Here is a 13,038-nt window from a genome sequence, read left to right as displayed (position 1 = left end):
CGGACGGACCGGCCGTCGACTGCCCAGGCGGTGGCGGCGGGGTCGGGGCGCGCTGGCCGGGCCAGCCGTTCGGTGCGAACGGCGACGCCCGCTTGCGCGAGGCGGGACAACGCGGTCAGGAAACCCTTGAGGTCGGGTCCGCACGCGACGACGATGTGCGGGCGGTCCCCGAGGATCTCCGCCACCAGCCTGGTCAGCACCCGGCCGGGCCCGACCTCGACGAACGTCCGCGCGCCGGCCGCGTACATGTCTTCGATCTGGTCGAGGAACCGGACGGGTGCGCCGATCTGCGCCGCGAGTTCGCCGCAAACGTCGCCTTCGTAGGGGCGTGCCACCCGGTTCGACCACACCGGCAACCGGGGCTCCGAGACGTTCTCCTCGGCGAGCGCCGCGGCGAAGGCGTCGCCCGCTCCGGCGACCAGCGGGCTGTGGAACGCACAGGCCACGGGTATCCGTTTGGCCGCGATGCCGGTCTCGCGCAGCCGCCGGATCGCCCGTTCCACCGCTGGGACGGGCCCGGACAGCACGCTTTGCCCGGGCGCGTTGTGGTTGGCCACCACGACGTCCGGGCCGATCAGGGTCGCGGTGAGGACGTCACGGGACGCCTTGACCGCGGCCATCGTGCCGGGCGCGGCGACGTCGGCGATGGCCTTCGCCCGGGCCCGGCTGAGCCGCACGAGTGTCGCGGTGTCGAACGCGCCCGCGACGGACAGCGCGACCAGCTCGCCGTAGCTGTGCCCGCCAAGGAAGTCCGGCTGGACGCCGACTTGGTCCAGCAGTCGCGCCACCGCCGTTTCGACCAACCCCAGTGCGGGCTGCGCGACGCGGGTGTCGGTCAGCGCGTTCTCTTGCGCCGCAACGGCATCAGGGTCGAAGGCTTTCGGCGGAAAGGTGGTAGCGGCGACATCGGGTGCGAGCCGCAGGAGGTCGGCCAGTTCGGGGAAGTGCACGAACAGTTCGGCGAGCATGCCGACGCGCTGACTGCCCTGGCCGGGGAACAGGAACGCTACTTTGCCGGGATCGGTTGCGGCAGGGGTGATCCCGGCCAGGATCTCGCCGGTTCCGGCGGGCCAGTCCCGGAGCCCGTGCCGCCGGTCGGGAGCGACCGGACCCGCACCGACCACGGCGTGGAAATTGGTGCCGCCGAAGCCGAACGCGCTCACTCCGGCCAGCCGGGCCGGGTCCGCCCACGGCCGGGCCGAGGTGGTGAACGTGAACGGGCTGGCCGCCGCGTCCCAGGCCGCGCTCGGCTTGGCCAGGTGCAGCGTCGGCGGGACAACCTCGTGCCACAGCGCGAGAACCGCCTTGATCAGCCCGGCCAGCCCGGCCGCGCACTTCGTGTGCCCGATCTGGCTCTTGACCGAACCGAGCGCGCAGGAGCCGGGCTTGGCTCCGGCGTCGGCGAAGAAATTCGTCAACGTGCGCAGTTCGGTCGCGTCGCCGACGACCGTGCCGGTGCCGTGCGCCTCCACCAGCCCGACGTCCGCCGGAGACACCCCCGCGTCGCGATACGCTCGTTCCAGTGCCCGAGACTGTCCTTCCGGACGCGGCGCGGTGAGGCCGAGCGCCTTCCCGTCGCTCGCCGCACCGACTCCCTTGACCACGGCGTAGATCCGGTCGCCGTCCCGCTGGGCGTCGGCGAGCCGTTTGAGCACCAGGCAGGCGACGCCCTCCCCGAGCGCGATGCCGTCGGCGGACGCGTCGAACGGACGGCACCGCCCGGTGGGCGAGAGCGCACCGGCGGCGGTGAACATCAGGTAGTCGTGGATGCCGTTGTGCAGATCGACCGCTCCGCACAGCACGAGCGAACTGGTTCCGGCGCGCAGTTCCTTGACCGCGAGATCCAGTGCGGCCAGCGAAGATCCGCAGGCGGCGTCGACGGTGTAGTTCGCGCCGCCGAGGTCGAGCCGGTTGGCGATCCGGCCGGAGATCACATTGGCGAGCGTGCCGGGGAAAGTGTCCTCGGTCGGTTCGGGCAGTTGGTCCCGGAGTTCGGCTGGAACCTCCTCGAAGTAGCCGTCGAGCAGCGAGCGCAGCGTGCTCGCGTTGGCGAGGTCGCCGCCTGCCTCGGCGCCGAAAACGACGCTCGTGCGTTCCCGGTCGAAGTCCCGGTTTTCGTACCCAGCGTCGGCCAGTGCGCGGCGCGCGGTCTCCAGCGACACGAGCTGCGCCGGGTCGATGCTCCCCATCGCGGACGGCGGAATGCCGTAGTCGAGCGGGTTGACCGGCAGCGGCGGCAGGAACCCGCCCCACTTCGACGCCGGCTGTCCGAAGTAGACTTCCGGATCCCAGCGCTCGGGCGGCACCTCGGTAACCGAGTCCTCGCCGCGCAGGATGTTCGACCAGAACGCTTCGAGGTCGGGTGCGCCCGCGAACGCACCAGCCATACCGATGACCGCGATGTCCCGGCTTGAAGTCTCTGGCTCTTCGACGGGCCGCGCGAACGTCTGTCCCGAGGCGACCTCGGCGTGCAACTCCGCGATCGTGGTCCGGCGTTCGCGCAGCACGGCGACTTCCCCGGCCATGTACATCCCGTCGGCGAGCTGGGTCTGCGCGCTCAGCCGGGTTCCATCGCGTTGCACGCCCTTGCTGGCGATCCGCGACCGTCCGGTGTTCAGCTCTTCGAGCCGCTGCCAGGCTTCCCGCGCGGGCACGTCGGTCAGGTTCTCCTTGAGCTGCTCGAACTCTGTCGTGTACGGGCTGAGCAGGCAGCGCGTGCGATGGCCTGGCGCGGTTTCGAGGGTGACGGTGGTGTCGGCGGCGAGCACGCATTCCTGGAACAGCCGGGTGATCGCGCCGTGCTGCACGGCTTCCTTCGTGAAGAGATAGGCGGTCCCCAGCAGAACGCCCGCACCGTCGAGCAGTGCCGCCATCGCCGCGACCATCCCGGCCGAACGGGCGTCGTGGATCCCGCCGGCGAACAACACCTCGACGTCCTTCTCCCCTTTGAGAACCGCCAGCTGCTCTTCCCACAATGCGAAGCTCGACCGCGGGCCGACATGGCCGCCGCATTCGGCTCCCTCGAAGACGAACCGGCGCACTCCGGCGTCGAGGTACTGGCGGAGCAGAATCGGCGAGGGAACGTGCAGGAACGTCGCGATGCCCTCGGCTTCCAACGCCTTGGCCTGCCCCGGTTTCCCGCCGGCGATCAGCACGCAGCGCGGCCGGGCGGCCCGGATCGCGGCGAACTGTTCGGTGCGCAGGTCGTCGGGCACGAAGCCGAGAATGCCCGCGCCCCACGGCCGGTCGCCGAGCCGCTCGGCGGTGCCGCGCAGCAGCTCGGCCGTGCGCGGGCCGTTCGCGGTGGCGACCGCGAGGAAGGGAAATCCGCCCGCGTCCGCGACCGCGGCGGCGAAGGCGGGCTGGTCGCTGACGCGCGTCATCGGGCCCTGCACGATCGGCAGGGCGGTGCCCAGCGTGTGGCACAACCGATCGCCGAACGACGTCGCGGGCAGCTCCGCCCCGACGATCCGGCGAACGCCCTCCTCCGTCGCGGACGGCAAGACTACCCCCGCCGCGCCGCCGGCGAGCGCGCCCACCGCCGTCCGCGGCCCGGCCACGCGGCCCCACACCGGGACGTCGAACCTGCCTAGAAGCTGTTGCAGCAGAACGAAATCACTCAGCTCGCCAACCGCGGCGACGATCCCCAACGCACCGCCGCGGACCGCTTCGGCGGCGGTTTCCGCGTCCGGCACCTCGGCGAGCGCGCCCTGCCACGGCGCTTTCGTCCGGATCGCGAAGGCCGCACCCGATGGCACCGGACCGTCCGTGCGCACGCCGTAGGGCACGCGAACCCGGGCCGCGACCAGTCGCAGCTCCACCGGATCGGTCCCGTCGAGCACGCCCAGTCCCGCGCCGCGCGCGACGGCCGCCACTGTGTCGGGATCGCCCACGCCCAGGCACCGCAGCCGTCGAGCGTGCGACGGCGGGACAAGCTCGACCATCGGCTGACCTCCTGTACCGGGATGGGCAGTGGTGCGCGGGTGATCGTCGCGGAACCGTTTACAGCAATAACGCATCGACCGCGGAAAACGCAATACCGGCAGTGGATAATTGCCGCGGAGCGTACCATCGACACCCCTGCCGTGCTAATGTCCGGAACCATGCACCGAACTCATCACAAGCCCCTGACCAGGTCTTTTATCATGCGGCTGACAGTCAGGAAATACAATTTGCTCACCCCGGTAACAATGCCTCAGGAAATAGTGGAGCGCGAGTGGAACTGACCGGGCGGGTAGTCGTGCTCACCGGCGCGGCGCACGGAATCGGCGCCGCCATGGCCCGCAGATTCGCCGCCGAGGGCGCGCGCGGGGTAGTCGTGTCCGACCTCGACGCGGACGGGGCCGAACGCGTGGCGGCCGAGATCAGAGACACCGGCGGCCGGGCCGTCGCGGCAGCGACCGACGCGACGTCCAAAAAGGACTTGAAGGCGCTGGTGGCGGGCGCGCGAAGCGAGTTCGGGCAGGTGGATTTGTTCTGCGCCAACGCCGGCGCCGCGTTCGGCACCGGCGTGCACGCCGCGGACGAACAGTGGGCGAAGTCCTGGGAAATCAACGTGATGCAGCATGTCCACGCCGCACAGGCGGTGCTGCCTTCGATGCTCGCCCGCGGCGAGGGCTGCCTGCTGCTCACCGCGTCGGCCGCCGGCCTGCTCGGAGTGCCGGGCGACGCGCCGTACTCGGTCACCAAGCACGCGGCCGTCGCGCTGGCCGAATGGCTCGCGATCACCTACCGGCCGCGCGGGGTGCGGGTCAGCGCGCTGTGCCCGCTCGGCGTCCGCACCGCGCTGCTGGAGCCGGGTCTCGCCGCCGGCCACCCCGCCGCGCTGGCGATCGCGGCCGCCGCGCCGCTGCTCGAACCCGAGGACGTCGCCGACGCGGTCGTGCGCGGGCTCTCCCGGGACGAGTTCCTGATCCTGCCGCACGAATCGGTGCGGGAATCGTTCGCCCGCAAGGCCGGCGCGGTGGACGCGTGGATCGACGAGATGGCCGTCCAAGGAGGCTGAAGTGGAGTACCGCAGGCTCGGCGCGAGCGGGCTCGCCGTGAGCGAAATCGCCTACGGCAACTGGTTCAACCACCACGCGCCCGGCTGCGTCGCCGCGGCGCTGGACGCGGGCGTCACGACGTTCCACACGGCGGCGGCCTGGGACGGCGGCGCCGCGGAAGCCGCTTACGGAGAGGCGTTCGCCGGCACGCGCCGCGACGACCTCGTCCTCTGCACCGGCGTGTTCTGGCCCGAAGGCCCCGGACCCAACGACACGGGCCTGAGCCGCAAACACCTGATCGCGTCGCTGGAGGGCTCGCTGCGGAGACTGCGCACCGACTACATCGACGTCTATCAGCTGTTGAGATTCGACTACAAGACGCCGATCGCGGAGACGTTCCTGACCCTGTCGGACCTCGTGCGGCAAGGCAAAGTGCGCTACGTCGGCACCGCGGAGTGGACAGCGGAGCAGCTGACGCAAGCAGCCGAGGCGGCCGCGCGGTACAACGTGCCGCTGGTCTCGAATCAGCCGCATTACTCGATGCTGTGGCGCGTGGCCGAGGCACAGGTGATCCCGGTGTCCGACCGGCTCGGCATCGGCCAGTTCGCCGCGGTCCCGCTGGCGCAAGGCGTCCTGACCGGCAAATACGGCAACGGCGCGGTCCCGCCGGGCTCCCGCGCGACCGGACCGGCGTACGCGCGGCCGCTGCGGTACCCGGAACTGGTGGACCGGGTGGAGCTGCTGCGCGGCGTCGCGGACGACGCGGGGCTGACCATGGCACAGCTCGCGCTCGCCTGGACCCTGCAGCACGAAACCGTGTCCGCGGCGGTGGCGGGAGCGAGCACGCCGGAACAGATGACCGAAAACGCGAAGGCAGCGGGCGTCCGGCTCGATCTGGACGTGCTGATGCGGGTCGACCAGCTGCTGGGCAGCTTCGTGCAGACCGACCCGCGGCTGGTCTGGATGCCGCCGTCCCCGATGCGGTAACGCCGCGCCCGGCGACGGTTAACTGAATCGTGACAGACCGTGCCGCCAACGGTAAACCCCCGCCGCGACGCTGACGGCATGACAGCATCCGAGAAGCGGCGCACGACCGCCGAGAGCCGGAAGCGTTCGGTCAACCGGGAACTGGTCGAACTGGCGGCGTTGTTCTTCGCCACCGGAATCGCCGACCTGTTCGTCAGCACCCTGCCCGCTAATCGCCGGTGCAGCAGGACGTGCGGGCGCTCTCTACGTAGCGCGGGTCGTGCCACCAGAACGCCGCGTTGTCCGGATGATCCGGAACCGGCGTCAGCCGCGCGCTGGCCGGCGCGGCTGAACCGGCCGACGCGAACGGGGCGAGCAGCTCGTCCACTGTGTGCACGCGCCCGCTCGCGAGGACCTGGCGGACGTCGGCGGCGGCCTTGATATCGGTGAGCGGGTCGCTGCCGAGCACCACCAGGTCAGCGTGACAGCCCCGGGCGACGCGGCCCAGCGGTTCGCCCAGGACGTCACCCGGGATGCTCGTCGCGGTGATCAGCGCTTCGTACGGGGTGAAGCCGTAGGCCACCATCGCGCGCAGGTTCATGTGCGTGCTGACCGCGGTGTGGTCGATCGGCGAGTCGGTGCCGGTGACGATCCGGCCGCCGCCGCGCAGGATCGCCGCCGCCTCCTTCACTTGGCGGGCCAGGCTGTTCAGCGCCGCGGTCTGGTCCGCGGTCTTCGAGGCCTCGGCGGTCTTCTGCAACGACTTGTACTCCCACGCCGGATACAGCGTCCGCACCCGCCGGTCGGTGACCAGGCTTTCGTCGTCGCGGAACAGCGCGGCGGCGGCGAACAGCGTGGGCGTGCGCGCGGCGCCGCGGCGCAGGAACAGAGCCACTACGTCGTCGTATCCGGCGCCGAGCGCGGAGTACGTGCGGGAGTAGCCGAACCGGCTGGTGGCGCCCATGTGCTCCATGCCGTCGCCGCCGAAGGCGAGCGCCGGGTAGTGGTAGTGCGAGGTCGCCGGCAGCCGCCGCTGGTGCCCCCATTCGATCACCCGGCGCTGCATTTCCGGACTGATCCGCACGTAGGCCTTGAGCAGGTCGTAATCCAGTTTCTCGGCCCGTTCCAGCTCGAGTTCCAGCTGCCGCGCGTCGAAGGTGGGCCGCATGAAGTTGTAGAAGACGCGCGAGCCGTCGATGGCCTCGCCGGTGGCGAAGTAGCGCGGCCCGAGCCGGGCGCCGGACTGGACCGACTCCCGCTCCTCCACCATGTGATACGCCGGGCTGCCCGGCGATCGTGTGGTGGTGAAGCCGAGCGACAGCCACAGCCTGCCCTGCCGGTCGCCGTAGCCGTACCCCTGCATCTGGCGATGGTTGTGCATGTCGACGAGCCCGGGGATCACCACGCCGTCGCGCGCGTCGACGATCTCGCCGTCCAGCCCGCTGCCCGCCGGCTCCACCCCGGCGATCCGGCCGCCGTCCACCACGATGTCCACGTCCGTGCGCGAAGTGTGCGAAGTGCCGTCCCACATCCGCCCGGCGCGCACGATCACCCGGCCGCGGTTGCGGGCGTTGGTCCAGGTCAGGTGCGTCGGCACGGTGCGAGGCGCGCCACCGGCCGCCGCGATCAGCCGCAACCGGCCGTTGTTCAGGTACAGCAGGGTCTTCGAATCGCCGCTCCAGCTCGGCGCGTCGGTGACCTCGTCGGTGACCTGCCGCGGCGGGCCGGCGAACGTGCCGTCCGGGTGCACGTCGGCCACCCACAGCACGCTGGCCGCCACGAACGCCATCCGCCGCCCGTCCGGCGACCACACCGGACCGTCGTCGCCGCGGGTCTGGATGGACCGCTCCGGCATCGGGTCCACGTAACGGCCGGCTCCGGTTTCGGTGTCCACCAGCAGGATCTTGTTCAGCCCCTCGCGGAAGCGCGTCGAGTACGGCTTCACCGCGGCGAGTGCGATGACCTTGCCGTCCGGCGACCAGGCCGGACGGCCTGGCTCGAAGATCGCGGTGAATACCTGCCGCACGGCTCCGGTCGCGACCTCGACGGTGTGCAGCGCGCCGAGCTGGTCGAGGAACGCGATCCGGGAGCCGTCCGGAGACCAGGCGCTCGACGTCGCGGCCAGATCGGGCAGGTTCGTCAGCTGCCGGTCCTGGCCGGTCTTCAGATCGCGGATCCACAGGTCGAGCGTGCCGCCGCGATCGGTGGAGTAGACCAGCCTTCCTCCGTCGGGCGAGAACGCCGGGTCGCTTTTCCACCCCGCGTCACGGGTCAGCGGGCGCGGCAACCGGCCCAGCTCCATCAGGTACAGGTCGTTCAACGCGCGGAACGCGACCTGGCTGCCGTCCGGCGACAGCACCGGGCTGCCGATCCCGACCACCGGTTTCGGGGCGGTGGAAGCGAAATCCCGCGGACGCGCGTGCAGCGGCCCCTCGGCGACGGCGACCGGGGCGCAGAACGGGATGTCCGTCGCCGCGCCTCCGCTGAGTTTCCGCCGCCGCAGCGCACCGTCGGCGGTGTAGAGGTATTCGTCGTCGCTGAGCCAGGAAACCCGGAACGGGAACACGTCCTCCCCGGTGAACAACGGTTTCCCGGCGCGCGCCAGCTCCGCCGCGGCGGGCGGCAGCGGCATCGGGCCGCCGGCGAGCCGGGCGTAGACGACGTCCTTCCCGTCCGGAGTCCACATCGGACTGTGCAGCACCGCGTCGGGTTCGCTGACCAGCGTGGAACGGGCGCCGTCGGCGACGGAGACGACGTCGACGCGTTTCGCGCCTGCGACGAACGCGAGTTTCGACCCGTCCGGCGACCAGGCCGGTTCGTACTCCTCCTCCGGGCTGTCGGTGATCACCCGGCTGGTCCCGGAGGCGACGTCCAGCACCCGGATGCCGTAGCTGCCGCCTTCGTCGGAGGAGTAGGCGATGGCGCGGCCGTCCGGGGAAAAGACCGGTTCGCGGTGATCGAACGGCCCGCTCGTCAGCCGTCGCGGGCCGCTGCCGTCGGCCCGGATCGTCCACAGGTCGAAGGCGCCTTCACGATAGGACTGGAACACCAGCGTCGTGCCGTCCGGGGACCAGGACGGCAATCCGATGTCGAAAAGGTCCCCGGTGAGCCGTTGCGCCGTTCCGCCCCGCGCCGGCAGCAGCCACAGCACGCCGAGCAGGTCGATCGCGACGGTCCGGCCGTCCGGCGACAGCTGGGCCGCCACGTTCGTGCCCTGCCGGACCGAAAGCGGTTGCCTGGCAAGGGCTTCCGCCCGCGCGCCGAATACCGGACCGGTCGCGCCGAGCCCCACCGCCCCGGCCGTTCCCGCAACTCCGGCCAGGAAACCACGCCTGTTCACCGTCATCCGCGCCCCCAGTGCACTGCCAATCGATGATCTGGCACACCCTAACGGCGCTTCCGGGCATTCCAGCCGCGATCATCCTATCGGCCGCACGCCCGGGTCGCCCAGTTGCCGCACGGCAACGGACATCGCCTCGGCGGCCTGACTGCCACCGGCGGCAGATCGCACCCCGGACGGTCTGCGGTTCGCTGCGGCAAACGGCTCTGCTGTCGCTCGCCTGCACCTCGAAACAGCAACGGCGCCACGGATCGACCTGGACGGTCAAGGTGTGCTGGCGTTGAGCGAGCACCGCGTTGTCGGGCTGCCCCTCCGGCGCGACGATCACCGCGCAGTCGGCCGTGCCGAAATACGACGACGTCCTCGGCCTCGATGCGAGAACGGAGCAGTGGCTGATAGTCGCGGACAACTGGACCGCCCCGGCCGAACAGGCGGCGTGCTGCGCGGCCGTTTCGACCACGGCCACCGCAGAGGCGGCTTCAGTGCTCAGCCGGCCGCGTGCGTGGCCGGCATCGCCGATCGGATACAGGTGCGCCGGAACAGCCGGCTCGAGCGGCGGGCGGGGAGGTGTCAGGCGGGCAGCGGCATGGGCGGTGTGCAGGTATCACTCCAGCATCCCGCGTGCTGGCCTGATCGGCCCCGCGGGCGTTGAGGCGGGTGGCGCGGGCATGGAGCTGGGCTGCTGCGATCGAGTTCGGCCAGCGCGCCCCAGCCACGACGGCCCGGAGCGCGGATGACGTCGAAGCGACGGCCGACCCGACGAGTCGGGGCAGAACGATGCCGTCCAGCCACACGGGATCGGTGCCCGCACCCCGGGCTGACACCGCCGCAACTTGCCCGGCTCACGCTGGGCCGGCACCTCGGGGAAACCGCCGGCTCGACCGTTCTGGAACCGAATTCCGACGTGTGGGCGATTCGTCTGCGCCGGTCGGCACATCCAGTTCCGGGTGCTGGAAAGAAATATTCCGATCGGATCATCCCTAAACGGCGGTACCGGTCCGCGCACGGTTCTCGCTAGGCTTTCAAACTTAAGCCCAGAGCGGAGACGGGTCATTTCGAATGCCAATCTCCGCTGATGCAGATCAGGCTTATCTCCCGCGGGCGAGCAGGAAAGCCCATGCGCCCGCGCAGGCCTGTGAAATCCGCACAGGAAAGCATTTTCCGAGTTCGCGAATGGAGGTGTGACATGGAGGACAGCGTGGTTGACTTCGAGCAGGCGGCGGACGTCGAGGACGTGTTCGTCGACGAGGCAATCGTTCCCTGAGTTTGCACCGGGCGGAGCCACGGATTCCGTGGCTCCACCTCTTCCGGGTCGGATTGGAGAAACAGATGGTCGCGTCGCAGGCGGCACCGCTGGACATCGTCAGGCTGCCCTTCTCCTACCAGTACAGCAAGCTCAACGTATCCGAGGAACCGATTATCACGTACCTGCTCGGGTATTTCGAGAAGGTCAAGTTCACGAATTACCGGGTATACGATTTCCACCTCGAACGCGACACCGCCCTCGACGACGTCCTGGCCCACGACGCCCGGGGCTACGTTCTGCCGATCCGGGAGACCGGCGAGAACCTGCATTACGTGCGCCGCGTCGCCGCACGCCTTTCCTCCGAAGGGAAACGCGTGTGGATCTACGGCCAGGTGGCGCGTCTGCGCAGGTTCTCCGACTGGCCCAGCGAAGTCGCCATCGTCCGGCACGACGAACGTGCGCTGGCACACGAGCTGGGCCTCCCCGACGACGGTCCCGTTTTCGGCGACGGTCTTGCCGCACGCCCTTACCTGAACGCTCTGCGGCTGCAGCCGTGGCAGGTCAAACGCGCCCGGGCGACGATCGAGACGACTCGAGGCTGCCATTTCGGATGCAAGTTCTGCTTCATCAACCACGGCAAGAACTATCCCGAGCGCTGGCAGGTCCGCCCCAACGACGACATCCTCGCCGATTTGCGGCGCTACTGCGGCCTGGGGATCCGCAATTTCGTCTTCTACGACTCGGAGTTCATCGGCAAGGACGACGCGATCTTTCCCGCCAGGGCTGAGCTGTTGCGGCGCATCACCGCAGAGCTGCCGCCGATCAAGTTCAAGATCTACTGCCGCGCCGACACCCTGCTGCGCTTCGACCGGCTCGACCTGCTCAAGCAGGCCGGTCTGGTGCAGGTGTTCGTCGGCGCGGAGTCCTTCGCCCAGGAAGACCTCGACGCGCTGAACAAGCAGCTGTCGGCGACCACGGTCTTCGACTGCGTCCGCCGCTTGCAGAAACACGACATCTACGCGAATCTGAGCTTCATCGTGTTCAATCGCAACACCTCCACCCGTACCATCCGGCAGAATCTCGATACTCTGGACGAACTTGCCCGAGTGAAACCACGGCTGCTGGGCGTACCCGCCTTCACCTTCTCCTTCGAGAGCGACTGGCGCGCCGACCGGCACCGGTCAGACGGCACCGCATTGTCCGCGCGCACGTATGTCGGCCACGATCTGCGGCAGAAGGAACAGCCGGCCGGGGCGCAGATCTTCAGCAGCGAACTCGAACCGCTGATGGAGCTTTATCGCCTGTTGTCCTACGAGTGGAACAAGAAACTGGTGCGGCTCAACCTCGCCCGCGACACCGCGGAGGCCGCCGATCGGGCCGCGATCAACGCGTGGTTCGCCGGCCTCACCACCTTCTGCCTGGCCGTCCAGCGGCGCTGCCTCGACCTGTTCGAGGCGGGCCGCATCGACCTGGACAACCTTGCCTCCCATCGGGATCGGCTCTTCGCCGAGGTCTCCGACTACTACTCGGGGTTGCCCGCCCCCCTGCGGGACCTGGAGACCTACGCCGAGCACGCGGTGTCGATGGACTACACGACCGAGGCCGAACTCGCCGAGGAGGACGAGTACTGGATGCGCGCTATCCCCCCGTTGGTGCGATGAGCGCCGAGGCCATCGAGGAGTGCTACGCGGAGGCACCCGCCCTCTACGCCGCCGTGGCCCGCGACCGCGATTTCGCCCGCCAAATCGCCGCGCTGGAGAATCTTGTCGCGGTGCCGCCCGGCGGGCGGCGGCTGCTGGAGTTGTTCGCCGGCCCCGGTTACCACGCGATCGAGGCCCTCCGCCGGGGCTGGCGGGCGCACGCGATCGACGTCAGTCCCGGTATGCGCCGGACGGCACTGGAAGCCGGGTTCTCCGACCCTGATCACTACGTGGCAGGCCACTTGCCGGAAGCGCTCGACCTGGTGCGCGACGCGGCGCCGTTCGACTGCGTGCTCGCAGCCCGGTACTCGCTCGGCTACCTCGACCGGCCCGCGGCGGACCGGCTGCTCGCCGGGCTGATGCCGGTGCTGCGCCGCGGCGGGTTCGCCGTGCTCGAACTGCACGACCTGCGCCTGGTCACGGGCGGCTTGGGCGAACTGGGCATCCGCGAGCGCGCTTCGCGGCTGCCCGACGGGAGCGAGGTGCGCTGCCGGTGGCCGGATGGCGAGGTGGAATGGTCCGACCCGGACGACTATGTCGCCGTCATGGGCGTCCGCATCGACATCACGGCCACGGACGGCACCTCGAGGCGCCTGCGCTACCGCTCCCGCGAACACATCTACAGCGCAACGGAAATCACCTGCCTCGCCGCCCGGTACGGCTTGTCGCGGGTGACCCCCGAACAGCTGCCGCAACCGGTGCGCGCGGCGTTCCCCGACGCCGTTCCCTTGGTCCTGGTCAAGGACGACCACACGCCGCCCTCGCGACAGTGAAAGCGCCCGATCGCACAACCGGTTCCGT

At 70.1% G+C, this 13,038-nt stretch carries 7 protein-coding genes; 5 read left to right on the top strand and 2 right to left on the bottom strand.

The genetic code is table 11. From position 1 onward, the window contains the following. Positions 1-3,944 (bottom strand): type I polyketide synthase (locus D0D37_RS18630; RefSeq protein ID WP_116201826.1); only part of this gene is annotated, 3,944 nt, incomplete at its 3' end. A 272-nt stretch (positions 3,945-4,216) separates the two neighbouring features. Between D0D37_RS18630 and D0D37_RS18625 the strand changes: the two genes are divergently transcribed. Further along, on the top strand, positions 4,217-5,005 hold the full coding sequence (locus tag D0D37_RS18625) for an SDR family oxidoreductase (protein WP_116201825.1): 789 nt from the start codon (positions 4,217-4,219) through the stop codon (positions 5,003-5,005). A 1-nt stretch (position 5,006) separates the two neighbouring features. Then, complete coding sequence (locus tag D0D37_RS18620; protein WP_116201824.1) at positions 5,007-5,972, top strand: aldo/keto reductase; 966 nt, start codon at positions 5,007-5,009, stop codon at positions 5,970-5,972. Positions 5,973-6,180: 208 nt separating this feature from the next. On the opposite strand, the gene D0D37_RS18615 is transcribed toward D0D37_RS18620, so the two are convergent. Further along, on the bottom strand, positions 6,181-9,297 hold the full coding sequence (locus D0D37_RS18615; RefSeq protein WP_116201823.1) for an amidohydrolase family protein: 3,117 nt from the start codon (positions 9,295-9,297) through the stop codon (positions 6,181-6,183). 1,069 nt (positions 9,298-10,366) lie between these two features. Between D0D37_RS18615 and D0D37_RS46680 the strand changes: the two genes are divergently transcribed. The 3 genes from D0D37_RS46680 (at position 10,367) to D0D37_RS18605 (ending at position 13,010) form a co-directional block, all read left to right on the top strand. After that, the gene (locus tag D0D37_RS46680; RefSeq protein ID WP_162834308.1) at positions 10,367-10,555 is read left to right on the top strand and encodes a hypothetical protein; all 189 of its coding nucleotides are present in this window, start codon (positions 10,367-10,369) and stop codon (positions 10,553-10,555) included. Positions 10,556-10,620: 65 nt separating this feature from the next. Continuing rightward, positions 10,621-12,198, top strand: coding sequence for a B12-binding domain-containing radical SAM protein (locus D0D37_RS18610; protein ID WP_162834307.1), 1,578 nt, complete (start codon positions 10,621-10,623; stop codon positions 12,196-12,198). Then, on the top strand, positions 12,195-13,010 hold the full coding sequence (locus D0D37_RS18605; RefSeq protein WP_116201821.1) for a class I SAM-dependent methyltransferase: 816 nt from the start codon (positions 12,195-12,197) through the stop codon (positions 13,008-13,010). The genes D0D37_RS18610 and D0D37_RS18605 overlap by 4 nt, the downstream gene beginning before the upstream one ends. Positions 13,011-13,038 lie beyond the last annotated feature (28 nt).

This window comes from Amycolatopsis circi, assembly GCF_003385235.1.
GTDB classification, from domain to species: domain Bacteria; phylum Actinomycetota; class Actinomycetes; order Mycobacteriales; family Pseudonocardiaceae; genus Amycolatopsis; species Amycolatopsis circi.
This window is presented reverse-complemented; position numbering and strand designations above follow the sequence as displayed.

What these genes read in the sequence shown, in the direction of transcription:
- D0D37_RS18615 (WP_116201823.1), bottom strand. Translation starts at nt 9,297, where the DNA reads ATGACGGTGAACAGGCGTGGTTTCCTGGCCGGAGTTGCGGGAACGGCC.
- D0D37_RS46680 (WP_162834308.1), top strand. Translation starts at nt 10,367, where the DNA reads ATGCAGATCAGGCTTATCTCCCGCGGGCGAGCAGGAAAGCCCATGCGC.
- D0D37_RS18610 (WP_162834307.1), top strand. Translation starts at nt 10,621, where the DNA reads ATGGTCGCGTCGCAGGCGGCACCGCTGGACATCGTCAGGCTGCCCTTC.
- D0D37_RS18605 (WP_116201821.1), top strand. Translation starts at nt 12,195, where the DNA reads ATGAGCGCCGAGGCCATCGAGGAGTGCTACGCGGAGGCACCCGCCCTC.